The 19,846-nt window shown below is 40.2% G+C and carries 13 protein-coding genes; 12 read left to right on the forward strand and 1 reads right to left on the reverse strand.

Annotated elements, in window-relative coordinates:
• From A5875_RS15765 to A5875_RS15805, 9 genes are all read left to right on the forward strand, one after another.
• Nucleotides 1–1,486 (forward strand): helix-turn-helix domain-containing protein (locus tag A5875_RS15765; protein ID WP_254911882.1); only part of this gene is annotated, 1,486 nt, incomplete at its 5' end.
• Nucleotides 1,479–2,021, forward strand: coding sequence for a hypothetical protein (locus tag A5875_RS15770; protein ID WP_088934468.1), 543 nt, complete (start codon nt 1,479–1,481; stop codon nt 2,019–2,021). The genes A5875_RS15765 and A5875_RS15770, both read left to right, overlap by 8 nt.
• 15 nt (nt 2,022–2,036) lie before the next feature.
• Nucleotides 2,037–9,287: a Spy0128 family protein gene (locus A5875_RS24170; RefSeq protein ID WP_088934469.1), complete on the forward strand. Its 7,251-nt coding sequence runs from the start codon at nt 2,037–2,039 to the stop codon at nt 9,285–9,287.
• A 26-nt stretch (nt 9,288–9,313) separates the two neighbouring features.
• Complete coding sequence (locus tag A5875_RS15780) at nt 9,314–9,622, forward strand: DUF2089 family protein (RefSeq protein WP_088934470.1); 309 nt, start codon at nt 9,314–9,316, stop codon at nt 9,620–9,622.
• Between the two features lie 183 nt (nt 9,623–9,805).
• A complete protein-coding gene (locus tag A5875_RS15785; protein WP_088934471.1) occupies nt 9,806–10,249 on the forward strand; it encodes a PTS fructose transporter subunit IIA in 444 nt (147 codons plus the stop codon).
• 64 nt (nt 10,250–10,313) lie between these two features.
• Complete coding sequence (locus tag A5875_RS15790; RefSeq protein WP_088934472.1) at nt 10,314–11,789, forward strand: fructose-specific PTS transporter subunit EIIC; 1,476 nt, start codon at nt 10,314–10,316, stop codon at nt 11,787–11,789.
• Nucleotides 11,790–11,857: 68 nt separating this feature from the next.
• On the forward strand, nt 11,858–13,036 hold the full coding sequence (locus tag A5875_RS15795) for a MalY/PatB family protein (protein WP_088934473.1): 1,179 nt from the start codon (nt 11,858–11,860) through the stop codon (nt 13,034–13,036).
• 1 nt (nt 13,037) lies between these two features.
• Nucleotides 13,038–14,780, forward strand: a complete 1,743-nt coding sequence (locus A5875_RS15800) for a PTS sugar transporter subunit IIA (RefSeq protein ID WP_088934474.1) — start codon at nt 13,038–13,040, stop codon at nt 14,778–14,780.
• Between the two features lie 10 nt (nt 14,781–14,790).
• Nucleotides 14,791–15,894, forward strand: coding sequence for a M20/M25/M40 family metallo-hydrolase (locus tag A5875_RS15805; protein ID WP_176244700.1), 1,104 nt, complete (start codon nt 14,791–14,793; stop codon nt 15,892–15,894).
• 53 nt (nt 15,895–15,947) lie between these two features.
• On the opposite strand, the gene A5875_RS15810 is transcribed toward A5875_RS15805, so the two are convergent.
• Nucleotides 15,948–16,748: a hypothetical protein gene (locus A5875_RS15810; RefSeq protein ID WP_088934476.1), complete on the reverse strand. Its 801-nt coding sequence runs from the start codon at nt 16,746–16,748 to the stop codon at nt 15,948–15,950.
• A 144-nt stretch (nt 16,749–16,892) separates the two neighbouring features.
• Here A5875_RS15810 and A5875_RS15815 point away from each other — a divergent pair, with 144 nt between their 5' ends.
• From A5875_RS15815 to A5875_RS15825, 3 genes are all read left to right on the forward strand, one after another.
• Entirely contained in the window at nt 16,893–17,639 is a 747-nt protein-coding gene (locus tag A5875_RS15815; protein ID WP_088934477.1) for an AAA family ATPase, read from the forward strand.
• Nucleotides 17,640–17,716: 77 nt separating this feature from the next.
• Nucleotides 17,717–18,373 carry a DUF998 domain-containing protein gene (locus A5875_RS15820; protein ID WP_088934478.1) on the forward strand — a complete coding sequence of 219 codons (657 nt, stop codon included), beginning with the start codon at nt 17,717–17,719 and terminating at the stop codon, nt 18,371–18,373.
• A gap of 142 nt (nt 18,374–18,515) precedes the next feature.
• Nucleotides 18,516–19,625, forward strand: coding sequence for a hypothetical protein (locus tag A5875_RS15825; RefSeq protein ID WP_088934479.1), 1,110 nt, complete (start codon nt 18,516–18,518; stop codon nt 19,623–19,625).
• Nucleotides 19,626–19,846 lie beyond the last annotated feature (221 nt).

Raw genomic sequence — 19,846 nt, forward strand, 5'->3', positions numbered from 1 at the left:
AAAATATATTAATCAAAAGTTAATCCAGATTTGGAAGGAGCGAGAAATGCAGGCAAACGATTTATTAATGGATGATGACCGTTATAAATGGTATTTACTCCAGTATTTGGAATTAAACAAGAATGCGTATTGCTCAGTTGATCAGCTTGGAGATATTTTAGAGCTTTCTCGCTATAAACTAGAAAAATATCTGCAGGAACTTCAGGATGAGCTGAAAGAAAATCATTACGACGCAACGATCGAGTTGTTGGAAACTGGTGAAATCGAGGTTCATCACTTGACTCATGCGATCGTGAAAAAAATGCGGCTTTACTTGGTAGAACGAAGTCTTTCCTACCAGATTTTTCACCGCTACGTAACAAAAGAAACCAGTCTTGATAATCAGATTGAAGAGCTGCATGTGAGCCGTTCGAGCACCTATCGTTTATACAAACATTTGAAAGATCAGCTCACCGATGAAGGCTTTCAGTTAAAGAAAAACCAACTGATCGGTGCTGAAGGAACTCTCCGAAATTTTTTATTTGGTTTGTATTATGAAATGTTCAATGGTTTAGCCAATCCCTTTGATGAGGAGCTCCAGCATCAAACAAAAGAGCTCTTTCGTTATTTAGAACATTATCTGAATTTATCGCTTCCTAAAACGAAGGAACATAAGCTGCTGTTTTTCATGAGTATCGGCTTGATCCGTATGAGAAACAATCATTCAATGGATCAAGAATACGTCGAGTATGAGGAAAGTGCTGCCACTGAATATCTGAGCAAATGGTTGGATGGCCATTTTTCTTTGACTCAAACAGAAAAGCGGCGAGAGATTGCCGCATTGCTGCTGTTTTGTCAGATGATGGAGATCGACTCGAAGCAGGAGCTGACACTCCTCGCGGGAAAAGAAATGCGGCAGGCCGAGGATTTGGTGGATGATTTTTTAACTTATTTGGCCGCTCACTCACGTTTTGAGATTCAGCGATTAAAAGAGGATACCGGATTAGTCTCAGGATTACTCAGAATCAATCGCCGATGGCTGCTTTATCATTTCCGTGAAACGACCTTTGTGACGAAAATCCAGCGTCGCTACTTTCAAGAGATCAATCCCAAACTCGATGAGTTGATCCAAGACTTCATTGAAACAATCGCTCAACGCGGTTTGTTTCATTCGGATCAAGAGCGTAATAAATTGTACTACGATTATCTATTCTTTCTGATCACACAGATTTCAGTAGAAGAATTGGAAGATCCAGTCTTTATTTGTATCGACTTTTCTCATGGCAGCAGCTACAACGAATACATTCAAACAATGCTGAGTTCCTTGCAAAGTATGAACATCTGCTATGAGGAAAAGTTAAGTACCAAAACTCAAATCTATTTATCTGATTTTCTGATCGACACGCTTCCTTGCCATCAAATGATTTGGAAGCGTCCGCCGACACCGGAGGATTGGGCGGAATTTGGCCACTTATTATTGACTGTTAAAGGAGGCGCTTATGAATAGGAATTTGTTGATCGCACTGACTTTGCCGTCGATGATGTTTTATCAATCAAATGCGCCGATCATATACAGCAGTGAGAAGTTGATCGCTCAAGTAAAAGAAGAGCAGGCGATGCGGACGTTTGATTTATCAGATACGGGAAATACGCTGATTGTGTCAAATGATCGAATAGAAGAAAAAAGGGAATCCGCTGCTTCAACCGAAAGCGGCAAACCAGATCAGTCCACGAATCACGCTCGAGAGAGGGAGAATGATTCGTCTGAAACGACGGAAAGTACGCACAGCGAAAAAACAGAGACATCAAAAACGACAGGTGTCCTGCCGAAAACGAAACAAAAGGCTGCGGAGCACAAGAAAAACAGCAACGAAGTTTTAGAAACGATCGAACAGAAAATCAGTGCCTTGCCATTTACGAACCCGCCTTCTGATAAAAATGGCGAACGGGAACTGGTTCGGATGCTGGCGAGTATGTCTGGGACGATTCTGTATGGCACCAAAATGACTGAAACCAATCGACAAGAATATATTACTTTTTAAAGGGGATGGAACAGGATGAAACAATTGAAAAAAATCTGGTCACTGACAGCGATTTGCGGAATGATTATCGGAATTTTCCCGATGACCATTTTCGCAGAGACGATCACAGCAGCGAGTGTGGTGATCAATCAAGCAGAAATTACAACTACCGAGGATCAAGCAATCACGGAAGACAATCCGATAAAACATAAAGCAACAGTAAAAACAAAATTAAGCTGGTCATTGGATCAAGCTGCTTTGATCGATGAAGGGACACTGACAGCTGTCAATTTGCCAGCGAATCTAAATTTTCCAGATCAAGCCGGCAGTTTAGGCGAGATGGGTAACTATCAAGTCAGCAACCAGCAGCTGCTTTTTCAGTTCAATAAAAATTATCAGGAAACAGAAGATGGTCGCGCACCTGATTTTACCAGTGCAAAGTTCTATGAAGGTGTAGTGGAATTAACTGCTGAAACAACAGCAGAAGATGTGGAAACAGAAATGGTCGATTTTGGAAATAATTTAGTTTCGACACTTTATTACGATAAAAAAGTTGATCCGGCTGCTGATCCGCTGGAAGCAACCGAAGCAGCAAAGAAATTTCAACCGCAGACACACAATCCTAGTTTGAATGAACGAGGCGTAAATCTTTTTAACGATATTCAAATCACTGATTTGGATGGAAATGCCTTTACCGAAGCCAATCCAGCTGTAAAAGATGCGAATATCAATATCCATTTTAATTGGTCATTAGATGATGACGAAAATATTTTAGATGGCGATACTTATACGTATCAATTACCAGAATATTTTTCCGTTCACAATATTGTTAAAGGCGATTTATACAATGATACAAGCAAACTAGTCATGGGAACTTTTTATGTAGATCAAATTGGGAAAATGACGGTTACGTTTAACGCAACTGGAACAAACCTAAGTGAACGTCAAGGAACGATAACTTTATCCACTGAGTTGAATGTGACTGAGGATAAGGAAGAGATAAAGATCGAAACAGATATCACCGATCAAGAGGATCAAAAAATCACGATTTACATTCCGATAGCTAAAGGAGACATCCATAAAGCGGGCATAATTGCTCAAAATAATTCGATTACATGGACGATCACTGCGAATAGAGATCGCCGAAATCTGAAAAATGCAGTTATCACTGATTATTTCCCAGATGGCCTGAATCTCTGGTACGTGAATTATTATCTTCAGGAAGAAGATGGTACATGGACGAAATCAGAGGATTTTGAATACAAACAAAAAGACGAAAAGACATTTGAATTTAGATATATAAAAGAAGAGTTAAACGTTCCTGTAAAAATAGAAGTTAATGCAACGGTAGCGGATACTTCTCAAAAAGAGTTTGTGAATCACGCAAAGATTGAGGGCAGCAATTTTATTACAAATTCAACAGAAGCAAGTGTTTCGATTGATGAAAAGGATAATTTCAAAAAATTGCTAAACTATAATTTGAGTGATGGGATTTTTAATTGGGAGGTAAAGTCCACTTTTACTCAAAGCGGCGGTATATTGAAGGATTGGATGTACAACAAAGTAGAAGCTGACAAAGCTGTTCATTTCTTAAAAAAGGAAACGTTGCAGGTTTTCTATCAAGACGGTAAAGAAGTTCCCAACGATGATTGGGAATTTGTAACCACTCCTGCTAGTGAGTTTAAACAGAAAAATGGCGAATATGTTCATTTTACCTTGAAGTTCAAAAATCCTGGTGTCTATACCATCAAATATTCAACGGAGGCTTTTGAAAAACCAGTTAAGCCAGGAACCGAGGTGGGAAATCTAGCAACAGTAATTGATGGGGAAAACACTGAAGAATTAATTGGAGGAGAAATAGTTAAAGTAAGTGAAGAAATAGGTGTAGGTAAAAGAGCAGAGAAGAAGAATTACACCAATTCTACCGTTGATTACGTGATAGATTTCAATACTGAGAAAGTTATGATGAATAACGCAGTGATCATTGACCGTTTTGAACGACTGAATGGAAGAAACAAAAATGCTCAACAGCTAGTTGAATCAACATTGAAGCTGACAACCGCCAGTGGTGTCATATTGACAAAAGGGGAAGACTATATATTAGAAAATTTAGCTGGCGATCCTGAATATAAAACAGGATTTAAGATCACGCTGATAAATGCCTATGCACGGACGAATGAAGTATTCAAAATGATCTATACTGCTAAGTATTTTGTCCATGAGCAACCAAAGGAAGATGATGGTTTGCCGAGTATCCGCTTTGATAATAGTGTTACAGTTTCATTTACTGACAATGATGGAAAAGAACATTTAGACGGTGCTGAAACAGCCTTTTGGTTGGATATCAAGTTGACATACAATGGTCTCAAACAGGGCGTCTTCGTTTCTAAGGATACAAATGTTGCAAAGAAGCTGGATATTTATAATTTAAATCCGTTTAGCGATACAACCGCCCCAACAGACAGCGTGTACTGGTCAGCAATCTTTAACTTGTGGAATAGGAAGCTGCCTGAAAATACAACGATAAGAGAAGCATTGGGAGAAGGTCAGAAAAAACGAGAAATCGTGATTTATGATATCGGCATTTCCGATTCAACCGCAAAGATAAATAAATTGGATTATAAGTGGGAGCTTGAGAAAGATTATACGATTATCGATGACAATGGTGTACCCGTCATCAAGCTGCTAAAAGAGAAGACAAAAATGTTTGCGATCTTTGTTTCCGCCGATGCCTCTGAAGAAGTATACAAATATAAAAATGTAGCGACCATGACAATCCCTGGTGAAGAGCCTTTAAAGATCGAGGGAATAGCAGAAAAGAGTGACAAGGACGATTGGCTCGATAAAAGCGGACAGCAGGGTACTGGCGATGACTACCGTTTGATCAACTGGTCGGTAGTATTGAATAAAGATGGTCATAAAGTCGTTCAACCATATATTGAAGATACGATTGATATGGCTGATCAGACCTTTGTCTATGATGCAGATAAAAATGTGCTCGTTAAAGTTTACAAAGCAAAAGATGATGGAAAAGGCGGTTTTGAAAAAGACGGGGAAGCAATTGTCTTCGATGAAGAAAATCGCCCAGTTGTGACAACCGACTTGGCTGAAGGAACCCAAACATTGACAATCAAGTTGGGAGATTCAATCAATTCGCCGTACATCATAGAATATCAAACCATGCTTGATCCAGATATCGGTAATAATGAAAAGGTCAGCAATAAAGCCATACTCTTCGGAAAAGATGTCTATATTCATGAAACATCCAAAGAAGTCGTAGTGAAATCAACGAATGGTGAAGGAACCTCCAGCGGGAAAAACGGGTCGTTGGAATTCAGAAAGTTAGACGAAAACAAAGAACTGATTACGAGCGATTCTGCCTTTTTCGATCTTTATCGAAAAGACAAAGAAGGCAACTTAACGCTGATGCTGTCAAATATCGAAGTAAAAGGCGACAAGATTATTGAAGACGGCACTGAAGTCGATAACCTTTCCAAGCTGCGCTACGGAAAATATGTCGTTGTCGAAAGCAAAGCACCAGACGGATATGTAAAAGATGATACGAAGTATGAGTTTGAAATTGATAAGGATCATGTTGAATATACCTTTACTCTGGAAAATAAAAGAGAATCAAACAGCCTTGATACGAAAATCGAGCTGGCAGCGCAAAAAGAATTAAGCGGTCGCCCGCTAGAAAATGAAGAATTCAGCTTTAACCTAAAAGGTGATGGCGTGGATCAAACAGTCAAAAACGATGAAGATGGCAAAATTGTTTTTGACGAAATCTACTACCTCGCAGAAGGAACACACGAATACACAATCTCAGAAGTCATTCCATCTGAAAAGGAAACAGGAATCACATATGACGAGACGAAGTACAAAGTAACGGTCACAGTAGAAGAAAAGGCTGGCAAGTTAGAAGCCACGTTGGTCTACGAAAACGTAAAAGCCGGCGAAGTTCCAATCTTCAAAAATTTCTACAAAGCATTGCCAACCAGCATCAAGTTGGAAGCGAAGAAAGAACTAGAAGGTCGAAAACTGAAAAATGAAGAATTCAGCTTCAGTCTAAAAGGTAATAATGTCGATCAAACAAAGAAAAATAACCTTGATGGCAAAGTCGAATTTGCTGAGATCAACTATGACCAAGCTGGCACCTATGAATACACAATCTCAGAAGTCATTCCATCTGAGAAAGAAACCGGGATCACTTACGACGAGACGAAGTACAAAGTAACGGTCACAGTAGAAGAAAAGGCCGGTAAGTTAGAAGCCACGGTAGTCTACGAAAACGTAAAAGCCAGCGAGGTTCCAGTCTTCAAGAACACGTATAAAGCATTGCCGACTAGCATCAAGTTGGAAGCGAAGAAAGAATTAGCTGGTCGTGAACTAAAAAATGAAGAATTCAGCTTCAGTCTAAAAGGTAATAATGTCGATCAAACAAAGAAAAATAATATTGATGGCAAAATCGAATTTGATGAGATCACTTATTCAGAAGAAGGTGTGCACGAGTATACGATCTCAGAAGTCATTCCATCCGAAAAAGAAACAGGAATCACTTATGACGAGACGAAGTACAAAGTAACCGTTATAGTAGAAGAAAAGGCTGGCAAGTTAGAAGCCACAGTAGTCTACGAAAACGTGAAAGCCGGCGAAGTTCCAGTCTTCAAAAATGCCTACAAAGCTTTACCAACTAGTATCAAGCTGGAAGCGAAGAAAGAGCTAGACGGTCGAAAACTAAAAAATGAAGAATTCAGCTTTAACTTAAAAGGTGATAATGTCGATCAAACGAAACAAAATAGCCTTGATGGCAAAGTTGAATTTGATGAGATCACTTATTCAGAAGAAGGCACACACGAATACACAATCTCAGAAGTCATCCCATCTGAAAAAGAAACCGGAATCACTTACGATGAGACGAAGTACAAAGTAACGGTCACAGTAGAAGAAAAGGCTGGCAAATTAGAAGCTACGGCAGTTTACGAAAACGTAAAAGCTGGCGAAGTTCCAATTTTCAAAAATGCCTACAAAGCTTTACCAACTAGTATCAAGCTAGAAGCGAAGAAAGAACTAGAAGGTCGAAAACTGAAAAATGAAGAATTCAGCTTCAGTCTAAAAGGTAATAATGTCGATCAAACAAAGAAAAATAACCTTGATGGCAAAGTTGAATTTGATGAGATCACTTATTCAGAAGAAGGTGTGCACGAGTATACGATCTCAGAAGTCATCCCATCTGAAAAAGAAACCGGGATTACCTACGACGAGACGAAGTACAAAGTAACAGTGACGGTTAAAGAAGAATCCGGCGAACTAAAAGCCACGGCAGTCTACGAAAACGTAAAAGCTGGCGAAGTTCCAATCTTCGAGAACGCGTATAAAGCATTACCAACCAGCATCAAGTTGGAAGCGAAGAAGGAACTAGAAGGTCGAAAACTGAAGAATGAAGAATTCAGCTTTAATCTAAAAGGCGACGGCGTGGATCAAACAGTCAAAAACGATGAAGATGGCAAAATTGTTTTTGACGAAATCTACTATCTCGCAGAAGGCACACACAAATACACGATCTCAGAAATCATCCCATCTGAAAAAGAAACAGGAATCACTTACGACGAGACGAAGTACAAAGTAACGGTCACAGTAGAAGAAAAGGCTGGCAAGTTAGAAGCCACGGCAGTCTACGAAAACGTGAAAGCCGGTGAAGTTCCAGTCTTCAAAAATGCCTACAAAGCATTACCAACCAGTATCAAGCTAGAAGCGAAGAAAGAACTAGCTGGTCGAAAACTGAAGAATGAAGAATTTAGCTTCAATCTAAAAGGTGATAATGTCGATCAAACGAAACAAAATGATCTTGATGGCAAAGTCGAGTTTGATGAGATCAACTATGACCAAGCTGGCACCTATGAATACACGATCTCAGAAGTCATCCCATCTGAAAAGGAAACCGGGATCACTTACGACGAGACAAAATACAAAGTAACGGTCACAGTAGAAGAAAAAGCTGGCAAGTTAGAAGCCACGGCAGTCTACGAAAACGTAAAAGCTGGCGAAGTTCCAGTCTTCAAAAATGCCTACAAAGCATTACCAACTAGCATCAAGTTGGAAGCGAAGAAAGAACTAGACGGTCGAAAACTGAAGAATGAAGAATTTAGCTTCAACCTAAAAGGCGACGGCGTGGATCAAACGAAACAAAATGACCTTGATGGCAAAGTCGAATTTGATGAGATCAACTATGACCAAGCTGGCACCTATGAGTACACAATCTCAGAAGTCATCCCATCTGAAAAAGAAACAGGAATCACTTATGACGAGACGAAGCACAAAGTAACGGTCACAGTAGAAGAAAAGGCTGGCAAGTTAGAAGCCACGGCAGTCTACGAAAATGTAAAAGCTGGCGAAGTTCCAATCTTCAAAAATTTCTACAAAGTTTTACCAACCAGTATTAAGTTAGAAGCACAAAAAGAATTAAGCGGACGCGAATTAAAAAATGAAGAATTCAGCTTCAACCTAAAAGGCGACGATCTCGATCAAACAGTCAAAAACGATGAAAATGGAAAAATTACGTTTGATGAAATCAACTACACGAAAGCTGGCACGTACAACTATACGATTTCCGAAGTGATCCCAGAGGAAAAAAATCCGACGATCACTTACGATGATACGGAGTATAAAGTCATCGTTACAGTAGCAGAAAAAGCTGGCAAGCTGGAAGCATCGGTAGACTATGAAAATGTCAAAGCCAATGAAGTTCCGACCTTTAAAAATCTGTTCACCCCTGAAAAAAAAGTGCCGACAGGTGAAATCCTATTGAAGAAAATCGATAGTAAAACTGGGAAAACACTAGCAGATGCAGAGTTCAAGCTTGTTGATGAAAAAGGCCAGCCGGTAGCGGGGCATGAAAAAATCGTTACTAGTGCAGACGGAACGATCTTCATTAAAGGATTGACTGATGGGAATTATCAATTGATCGAAACGAAAGCACCAAAAGGCTATCAATTAGACGAAACACCGATTGAATTCACGGTGAAAAATAGTCAGCCAAGCAAAAAAGAAATCAAGAAAGAAAACACGCGAATCAATTTACCGGATACCGGAGATTCTAGTGATCCAAAAACTAATAATGCAGCGACTAATACCCACACAACTTATCGCAATGGCTCTGCAAGTAGTTCAGCGACATCAAAGCGATTACCATCGACAGGTAGTGTTCGCAGCAATGGATTGATCATTTTAGGCTTGTTCTTCTTAGCCATGATCGCCTTAGTAATTTTTGGGAAACGTAAAAAAGTTTAGCTATAAGAGCAGAAAAGAGGGAAGATATGAAAATCGGTGAAGAACCAAGTTGGATTTTGGATTTGAACGATGAGGAGCTTGAGTTTATAAAATATTTCGTCCTTTCGTCCGGATCAATTAAAAAGTTAACAGGAATTTACTCCACGAGTTATCCAACCTTACGTAAACAATTGGATAAACTTATTCAAAAAATTCGCGTCGGTGAACGCAAAGAAAACGATAAGGTCATTCGCTTGATCCAGCAACTTGAAAGAGAAGGAAAGATTGATCAGGATATTGCCGACACAGTTGTGTCAGAATATGGCAAGTCATTAAATTGTTTGCTTACAGAATAAAATGAAGTTTCAAGTCTAACCTATATACTAGGGAAGACTTGAAACTTTTTTTGTTAATCAAATGTCCGAATGAAGATGACAAACACTTTACTTTGTGAGCCTTTTGTCTCTGCATAGATGACAAATAAAACATGTTGCAACGCTTTAATTGTCTGTATGATGAAAATGTAGGAGGCGAACGAAATGGAAAAACTCACTGAGAAAGATTTAAACTTTGATTTGAAAGCGGATACGCAAAAAGAAGCGCTGCATGCTCTAGCTGAACAGGCGTTTGAAAGAGGAAAAATTGCGGACACAGAAATTTTTTATCAAGAATTATGCAATCGTGAAAAAGAAAGTACCACAGGATTTGGAAATGGTGTGGCAATCCCACATGCAAGACATAGTGTCGTACAAGAAGCTGGAATTTTAGTTGCTCGCTGCAAAAACAACTTGGAATGGAACTCAATGGATGGTGAACCAGTCAATGTATGTATTTGTCTGATTGCACCAGATGATCAAAATGATTTTCATCTAAAAACATTAGCCAAAATTTCTCGACGGATGATCCATGATGATTTTATTGAAACATTGAAGAATGCTTCAGAAGCAGATGTGTTAGCGGAAATAAATAAAGTCATTGAGTAAGAGAGTCATTTATTTTTTAGGGGTCAAAAAATAAATTCATTAATATGAATCAGGAGGAAAAAGAATGAGTTATAAGATCGTAGCAATAACAAACTGTCCGGCTGGGATCGCCCATACCTATATGGTAGCGGAAGCTTTTGAAAAAAGAGCGCGTGAGCTTGGGCATGAGATCCATGTTGAAACTCAGGGAGCCAGCGGAGTTGAAAATCGTTTGACCGATGCTCAGATCGCAGAAGCGGATTATGTCATTTTAGCGATGGGAAAAACCATGAGCGACTCAGAGCGAGCACGTTTTAATGGAAAGAAAGTCATTAACCTTAAAGTCAGTGATGCGTTGAAGGAAGCCAAAACGATTTTTGATCAATTAGAAGAACGTTCGGTATTGATGGAGGGTGACAAGCCTCATGTGAAATTAGGCAAACAGGATTCGGCGCAAGGTTCGATCATGTCTCATTTGATGGCAGGAATTTCTGCCGCATTACCATTCGTAATCGGCGGCGGTGTCTTAGTCGCGCTGGCCAACGTCCTGATGCGTTTTGGGATGGCTTATACCGGCTTCGATGATGGCGGCGCGTCATTCGCTTGGATCATGGAGCAAGTCGGATATTTAGGATTTAAGTTTATGATCCCGATTATGGGTGCTTATATTGCCAATAGTATCGGCGACAAACCAGCATTAGCACCAGCCTTTATTATTACTTATTTTGCTAATGACAATACGATGCTAGGTACGGAATCTGGTTGTGGTTTCTTCGGAGCAATTTTCTTTGGTTTGACGATTGGTTACTTTGTTAAATGGATCAAGGGCTTCAAGTATCCTCAAGCTGTGAAATCGTTGATGAACTTAACGATCATTCCATTTCTCACGATTCTTATATTTGGTACTTTGACCTTCTATCTCGTCGGTCCACTTTTGGGCGGTATGATGGACGGCATGTTGAAATTCTTGAATGGTGTACCGGCTGAATTTAAGCTGCCATTAGCCTTCTTGATCGGTGCGATGTTAGCCTTTGATATGGGGGGACCAATCAATAAAATCGCTTGGTTCTTCTGCTTCTCACTTGTTGCGGAAAAAGTCTATGTTTGGTATGCCATCGTTGGTGTGGTTGCTTCAGTACCGCCAGTTGCTGCGGGAATCGCTTCACTTGTTTGGCCAAAAATGTTTTCTAAGGATCTGCGTGATACGGCTACATCCGCGATCATTGTTGGGGCAACAGTAGCCACCGAGCCTGCGATCCCATTTGCAATGTCTGATCCAATTCCAATGATTGCAGCGAATACCTTATCAGGCGGATTGACTGGGGTCTTGACCATTATGTTGGGAATTGAACGTTTAGCACCTGGTATTGGTGTGTTTGATCCATTGCTAGGTTTGATGACACCAGGCTGGGCCTTCTATCTAGCTTATGCTTTTGGTGTAGCCAGCAATATCTTGTTGATTGTTGTCTTTAAGAAGCTCCGTGTTCGTCACACTACCAAGAAATTAGCTGCCAAAGCAGCGCAGGGTGATGTGATCGAAGGGGAGATCGTTAAAGAATAAGACAAAACAAACGATTGAGCGTGAGAAGCTTTTGTTTTCTCACGCTTGAATTGATTGGAGGAAAAAGAATGATTCATGATTTTGATTCCATTATTGATCGAAAAAATACATATAGTACTCAATGGGACTTTGTCATTGATCGCTTTGGAGAAGCGGATCTTTTGCCCTTCTCAATTTCGGATACCGACTATCGTGCGCCGGAACGGCTGCTAAACAAGCTGCATCAAGTGATTGATCACGGGATTTTCGGCTACAGCCGTTGGAATCATGCCGATTTTAAACAAACGATCACTCGTTATTATCAGTGGGCGCATCATACAAAAGTGGCAGATGAGTGGGTCGTTTATAGTCCGAGTATCCTGTACAGTATTTCAGTTCTGTTGCGGCTGTTGACTGAAAAAGATGAGGGAGTACTGGTTTTTGATCCAATGTACGATGCCTTTATCAAAGTGGTCAATGAAAATGATCGTAAGCTGTTGACTGTGCCGCTAAAGCGTGAGGAGCACTACAAGATCGACTTTGCCTTACTGGAAGAAAAAATCGCAAAATGCAAAATCTTTTTACTTTGTTCGCCCCATAATCCCACGGGCAAAGTTTTTACTAAAGAAGAACTGGCTAAGATCATTTCACTATGCAAGAAATATCAGGTGTATTTGATTAGTGATGAAATCCATAGTGACATTATTTTGTTTGATGCCGTTCATTATCCAATCTTGAATTGGTACAATGACTATGATCGGCTGATTCTTTTGAACTCAGCCTCAAAGACCTTTAACATACCGGGATTAGGCGGTTCGTATGGGTTGATCCCTGATCAAGAATTGCGAACGGAATTTTTGGTTCAGACAAGGGAACGCGATTTTGTGAACTCTCCCAGCATCATGGGGATGATCGCTACGATGACTGCGTATAATGAGTGCCAGGAATATGTCATGGAGTTAGTTCATTATATAGAAGAAAACATGCGCCAATTAAAAAACTATCTAGCTGAGCAGCTGCCGGAAATTCAATTTGAGCTTCCGCAGGCAACCTATCTGGCATGGCTGGATGTGCGAGGATTGCCGTTTTCTGATGATGAGCTTCAAAAGGCTTTGGTTCAAGTTGGGAAAGTCGGGATTATGCGTGGTGATGTGTACGGAGCAGAGGGCCGCGGCTTTTTACGGATGAATGTGGGCTGTCCGCAGGTGAAAATGCTGGAGGGGCTTCAGCGCATGAAACAGTCGATGGATTTTTTAGAGGAGGGATAGTATGTTGAATGAGCGCCAGTATATTATTATTGAATTGCTGACAAAGGCGCCTTCGCCTATTCGCGCCGATGAGATTGCAAAAATCGTAGTGAAATCCAAACGAACGATCATGCGGGATTTATCTAGTATCAAACTTTTTCTGGAAAGCAATAATGTCGGTGAGTTAATGGCATCTCCTGATCAGCAGGGCTACAAAATTCGGATCATCGATGATCAGGCCTATGAAGAAGTCATGATGAAAAATATCAATGATGAACATATTATTTTGTATCAATTGATTATGAACGATTACGTCACTATCGAACAGCTAGCAGATTTATTGTTTGTTTCTCGGATTACCGCTTCTGAGAAAGTTGGGGTTATCAAAGAAACCTATTCTTCGGTGCTGAACATCACTGTTTCTCATAAAGGACATTATTTAGCGGAATCGAATGTGACCAAGTGCTTTTTGCTGAGCAATTTGGTTGAGACGAATCCGAAGTATTATTTAGAACTGGCTAGGGTAACGGCTGAGCAATATGAGCTGTTACTTTCGCAACTCAAACATTCAAAAGTAATTATGGATTATTTTCCTAACATGTCAGAAAGCCAGTTGGCCAATCTTTTTATTGCTAGTTTGTTGTATATCAATAACGGCTGTGAAGAAAACGAAGACTTTGAATACATTTATGGAGCGTGCCAATTGTCATATACACCGCAAGCGATCAAAAATCTCAGTTTGGTCTCTGATTATTGTGTGAACACGAATTTGAATTTGGGGATTCATCAAATTGAAGAGATCCTTCAAAAAATCGAACAGGAAAATAATATTCGCTTTTCGAATCCTGAATTAGCGAAGCAATTGTATCATCATCTAAAACGAATTCTTTGCTACCCGGTCTTTCTCAAGAGCAAGGAAATCCATAATATTTCCAACATCAAGGCACTGTATCCGTTTGCCTTCGATTTAGGAATCGTCTTTATTGATTATATGAAGAAGCTGTATGATTACCGAATTACGAACAGCGATTTGATAGGCTTGTATTTTACCGTGGGCATGGAAAGCATGATGAAAAAGAAACCTCATATCTTGATTTACTCCCATGTCAATTCAATCGCCAACATTAATCGGCAGCTGATCGAAGCGTCTATTTCAAATTGTAAAGTGGAGATTTGTGATTCCTTAGAACAAGTTCAGCTAGAAGATTTTTCCTTGATTGTTAATAGCAGCTCGGAAGCATTAGAGTGCAACCTTCCTGTGTTTCAAACAGAGTACATTTTTAGCGAAACCGATCTGGCGAAGCTCAAGGCGATGATGGAAAATATCAGCATCGGTTATAGCTTGAAAACCATTTTCCCGAAGGAATACAGCTTTACTTATAAAGTCAAAGAGAATGAGAGCTGGTTGGAAATCCTTGCGGCGATTTGTGATCGCTTAGAAGAATCATTAGTCATTTCGAAAGAAGAGGCGAAGCGTATCATTGAACGAGAAAAATCTGGGAATCCGTTAGTGATCAATAATTACTCGGTCCCTCATTGCATCAGCAAACGAGAGAATTTTGTCATTTGTATCTATATCCATTTAGATCGTCCGGTAATGGTTGAAACGACGTCCGTTTCGCAAGTTTTGCTGACGATGATGAATCCTAATATGAACAAATCAATCAATATTTTTAAATTCCTATATCGTTATTTACAGGAATATCAAGAGCCGTTATCGACAGTAGAAAGCTATGATGAATTTATTCAATTTATTGAAAAATGAGGTCTTATCGATGAGTGAGATAGTAAAGATTTTTCTGGAACTAGCAAAAATTCCGTCGCCGTCAAAAAAAGAACGTCCGGTCGCCGAGTATATCAAAAACTATTTGGCTAAGTATCCAACGATTGAGGTGCTAGAGGATCGAACGGGGCAAAAAATTGACGGCAATTGCGGCAATCTGATCGTAAAAATACCAGGCGGCAGCCCTCACATTTTATTTGATGCCCATATGGATACTGTTGCTCCTTGCGATGCAATCAATCCTCAGCTTAAAAATGGCGTGATTACTAGCGACGGTACATCAATTTTAGGTGCCGATGATAAGAGCGGGTTGGCTTTGATGCTGGCCCTGATTGATCACCTAATGACAGATGACTTTCCACATCCGACGTGCACTTTTCTGTTTACCGTTTGCGAAGAGCAAAGCCTTATGGGAGCCAAATTATTAGAACAAAAATACCTCGATTCAGTGGATTACATCTACGTTTTAGATGGTGAAGGGCCGATTGGGACAGCAGTTGTGAAGACACCTCATGGCTGTAAGGGAACTTTAAAAGTTATCGGAAAAGAGGCGCATGCAGGAGTTTGTCCAGAAGAGGGGATCAATGCCTTTGTAGTTGCGGCCGAGGCAGTTTCAACCTTGTCAATTGGTCGAATTGATGAGGAGACTACCTGTAATATCGGCGTTGCTCAAGGTGGCACCGCGACTAATGTGGTTATGGGAGAGCTGAGTCTTCAATTTGAAGCTAGAAGTTTTTCTCCACAGAAGCTTGAGGAGTTAACAAATCATGTAAAAGAAACTTTTGCACGGGTTTGCCAGCAATATGGTGCTCAGTTTGAGGAGACGCTTCAACTAGGAACCCCAGGCTATCAGTTAGCAGATGCGGCCCCCATTTTAACAGCCTTTAAAAAAGCCTGTGAGCATGAAGCTGTTGTTTATCAAGGCGCTGCATGTGGAGGCGGCAGCAATGCCAATGTTTATCGTATGCGTGGAATCAACGCGGTCAATCTATCGACGAATATGCAAAATATTCATTCAGTCAATGAGCAGATTGCAGCAGCTGATTTGGAAAAAATGCTGACTGTGTTAAAGCAGCTTCTTCAGAAAGTAAAATGATTTTTTGTCGGTGAAGCTCACCGACTTTTTTTATTTTCAAGTTAACGAACTGATCAATCATCAATCTCTTCAAAATGCTTTCTACCTCGCAAGGCCTTTACATCATTTTTCAAATTTCCGCCAAAAATCACAATCCCCATGCCAAACAGCAGGGTCCCGGCAATTCCGGCGATGCGTGTCATCGGGTCCGTGACCATCCAAACGCTGCCGATAGTCAGGATAAGCGAGAGGATAAAAAAGAAACCACTCTTAATACTTTGGTAAATCATGCTGGCTTTAGTTGGAGTCGATGGCTTATCGACATTTTCCTGATTATCAACCTGATAGCTTTCACCTAAATATTGCTCATGATGATTAGAGAAGTCATCAAAGCCAATCGTCGTACCTAAAATATCATCTTCGTTGATCCAGTCTGTCATTTCAAAGGAATCCAATGCATCGAATAATGCTGAAAACGTTGCAAGTACGTCGGCCGTATTTTCGAAGAAGAAAAGATAATCCAAGTAGATGAGTTCTAGCTTATCGGCGTACTCGCTTTCTTCGGCAATCAGCTCTTGGAAATCTTGGTAGAGCGCCAGCAAGTCAGGATAGACCGTCGCAACATACTCTGAACGAGAATCAAGATTTTGCAGGAACTCTTCAAACGTTAGATCAATCACCCCGAATTGTTTCTCTGCTAAACGTCGTTCGAATTCTTTTTCTGAGAGTGTTTCAGCCAATTCGAAGGTTTCGAGTTGTTGCGCGAGCTGCTGCAAGTGTTCTTCCGCTAAGCCCATGAGCCAAAAGGTCGGCAGACTATTATTTGATTCGAGAATGTGGGTTGTTTCCGTGGTTAAATAGCAACGATTGCCCATGTCTGCCCCTCCATTTTTCCTTCTATTTAGAAACATCATAACATATCGTTTAACAGTATTTTTGAAGAAAGAAGCTGGACATGACTACTTTTTGAGCGCCGCTCCATGTAGAATGGTCTATAACTAGAACAAAAGGAGGAAGCGATGTTTGTACATGAGTTGAAATTGAGTGAGCTGCCAAAGAACATGGAAATGACTTATCCCTTCGGTGTGTTTGCTGTTCAAGAAATTTTGCGAAGTGGTGGATTGCGATTTGAGCGGCCGGTTACTTTTTTATCTGGCGATAATGGAACTGGCAAGTCCACGATTTTAGAAGCGATCGCGACAGTATATGGGATAAATCCAGAAGGCGGCAGCCAAAATTTTAATTTTCATACGGTGGACAGCCATTCTAATTTGTATGAGTTTATCCGTTTAGTTCGAAAAGGCAGCCTGCCTAAAACAAAGTTCTTTCTGCGCTCAGAAACTTATTACAATGTGGCCTCTGAGTTGGAGGAGCTGGCGCGCGATCCGATGGAAGGCGATCTAGCCTTTGCTTCCTATGGCGGAAAATCCCTGCACACTCGCTCTCACGGGGAAGGATTATTATCGATCATTGAAAATCGTTTTGGCAAAGACGGCTTTTACCTATTAGACGAGCCGGAGGCGGGCCTAGCGACAAGCCGCCAATATGCTTTGCTGCAGGAAATCCATCGTTTGGTACAAGCCGGAAGTCAGTTGATTATTGCAACCCACTCCCCCATACTGATGGCTTATCCTGATGCGACGATCTATCAATTTTCCGAAGAAGGCTTGGAAGTTTTGCCATTAGAAGAAACAACCGCTTTTAAAGAAACGAAACTATTTTATGATGATCCCAAGCGCATGCTGCATTATTTGCTGTATCAATAATGATGAGGGCTTTCTTTTTCTCGTGGAGACGTTCAATGCTAGAATGAAGCTAGCTAGGATCTTAGGAGATGAGGAAAGTGAGCTTCTTAAAAAAATACGGCTTCCATTTTTTACTGCTGGGAGTCATCAGCGATTTTCTAACGCCCTATGTCTTGGGGCTTTTTTATCCTAAACTTAATCAGATGACTGCGGTCATGAGTCTGTTTGGCGAGGTGGGGAGCCCAGTTCGCGGCGCTTTTTTGATTTGGTCGGTGGTTGCCGGTTGTTTTTATACGCTGTCTTTGCCGGCAATTTATGCGATCTTTAAAGAAACCTCTAAACCATTGGCTGGAATCGTTGCTGCGGCGATCGGTTCATACGGTATTGGAGATTGTATTTTTACCGGCTTATTCAGTGTTGATTCTGCGGAGGCACAGTGGAATTTTTCTACATGGGTGCATAATATTGGTTCGGGGATCGGCTATGCGGGCTTTTTACTTTTTCCGTTGTTTCTGAGTTTGATTTATAGAAAACAAAAGAACCTACAAGCCAGTCACCGCTATTTTGTTTTATTGCTGTTGAGTCTGGCTGTTGCAGCAATCTACGGATTAGCCCGCATCCCGCAATTAAATCAATTTACCCTTTTTCAGCAATTAGGCTTTTGGCAACGGCTCAGCTTTGTATTTAATTATTTGCCGATGGTTCTTTTTGCACACGAACAACTCCAAAAGGCTCGCAAACAAATTAGCCATTAGCTGATCTGTTTGCGGGCTTCTTTGAGCTTCAAGAATTTTAACGATTCGATAAAAAAGATTTGTGTTAGCCAATCCGTACCTATATGATGGGATTAAGAATATTTATAAATAGGGTTTAGTTTAATAAAAGGAGATAGGCGAGATGAAAAAGTTTAAAGTGATTATGGTTATTGCGTTAGCGTTGGTAGTTTTCACTGGATGTAAGAAGCAGACGCAGAAAGAATTTTCTGAAGAATTAGCAAAACAGGGTGAAATGAATTCAGGAGAGTTTTCAGCTGTGATCGATAAATTAACGATAGAGACAGAGGATTCAGATGCACCAACTCGTACAATGACGGATATGGCAGCAAAATTGATCAGCGGGACGAAAGTATCTGGAGATTACTTAATTGATTTCAAGAAAGAGCTTTTGGCAACGAATATGACAGTTGATAACTTGGGGCAAAAGCTTCCTATTGAATTATATATAGATGGAAAGAGACCCTCCACTTATATGAGTACTGCTTTCATGTCAGAATTAGTGGATATTGTAAAAGAATTTAACCCAGATATTCCCTTTGATGCAGAAATGTTCGAGGAAGTAGAAGGGAAATATATTCTTGATGATCAAAAAGAGTCTAAAGAAAAAGATGATGCCAAGACTGATGTGGGTACACTTAGCGAAAGTATCAATTCAGACCTTTTTAGTGATTACCTAGGTACCTTAGATCCAGATTCTTTTGAGAAAAAAGAGGATTCGATCAAACGAACATTTACTAAAAAGGATATTCAAAACTTCATCAAATATGCAAAAGAAAATGGTGACAAAGATGCAAAAAAAGAGGTTAAAGAGTTAGAAAAAAATATTGATGATTTAACTGAATACAAACAAACAGTAACTCTGAATACGAAAAAGCATACACAAAAATCAACGATGAAACTTACTGTTAAGAGTGAGGATACCACGAGCACGATTGATTTAACGATGAATAATCAACCAAAGGATTCAGATAAAAAAATCAAGCTACCCAAAAAGGCAGACACGATTTCGATGGAAGAATTCGAAAAAATCATTGAAGATGCTCAAGAAAATACCTCACTTATCTCAGAAGAAGACTTCAATGATTTGTTGGAGGTTATCAGAAGAGGTGGCGGACAATTTTCCCAAACAGAAATCGATCAAATTAAACGCACCTACAAACCTTATTTGACAGACGAACAATACAAGCAGCTTGAAGAAGCATTGGATCAGGCTGGTCAGATTACTGCTTAATTCAAAGGATCGATCATTTCGGATGATTGATCCTTTTTGTGAATTCATCACAGATTATGCTAAAATATTACTGACGACAATCACATTGAAAAGACAAGGAGCGGTTTCGGTCCGGCGCACTACTCATTACGCAACTGAAGTAATTTAGTGAAACGTGGAAAAGGATTCTGACAGCAAATAAACTGAAAATTTTTCGCAAGAAAAGACAGTTTATTTGGTGT

Origin of the sequence: Enterococcus sp. 3H8_DIV0648, from assembly GCF_002140655.1 — a bacterium.
Taxonomy (GTDB): domain Bacteria; phylum Bacillota; class Bacilli; order Lactobacillales; family Enterococcaceae; genus Enterococcus_A; species Enterococcus_A hulanensis.

Coding starts and splice junctions, on each gene's coding strand:
- A5875_RS15810 (WP_088934476.1), bottom strand. CDS start 16,748: ATGGGCAATCGTTGCTATTTAACCACGGAAACAACCCACATTCTCGAA.
- A5875_RS15825 (WP_088934479.1), top strand. CDS start 18,516: ATGAAAAAGTTTAAAGTGATTATGGTTATTGCGTTAGCGTTGGTAGTT.
- A5875_RS15805 (WP_176244700.1), top strand. CDS start 14,791: ATGAGTGAGATAGTAAAGATTTTTCTGGAACTAGCAAAAATTCCGTCG.
- A5875_RS15790 (WP_088934472.1), top strand. CDS start 10,314: ATGAGTTATAAGATCGTAGCAATAACAAACTGTCCGGCTGGGATCGCC.
- A5875_RS15800 (WP_088934474.1), top strand. CDS start 13,038: ATGTTGAATGAGCGCCAGTATATTATTATTGAATTGCTGACAAAGGCG.
- A5875_RS15815 (WP_088934477.1), top strand. CDS start 16,893: ATGTTTGTACATGAGTTGAAATTGAGTGAGCTGCCAAAGAACATGGAA.
- A5875_RS15785 (WP_088934471.1), top strand. CDS start 9,806: ATGGAAAAACTCACTGAGAAAGATTTAAACTTTGATTTGAAAGCGGAT.
- A5875_RS15770 (WP_088934468.1), top strand. CDS start 1,479: ATGAATAGGAATTTGTTGATCGCACTGACTTTGCCGTCGATGATGTTT.
- A5875_RS24170 (WP_088934469.1), top strand. CDS start 2,037: ATGAAACAATTGAAAAAAATCTGGTCACTGACAGCGATTTGCGGAATG.
- A5875_RS15780 (WP_088934470.1), top strand. CDS start 9,314: ATGAAAATCGGTGAAGAACCAAGTTGGATTTTGGATTTGAACGATGAG.
- A5875_RS15795 (WP_088934473.1), top strand. CDS start 11,858: ATGATTCATGATTTTGATTCCATTATTGATCGAAAAAATACATATAGT.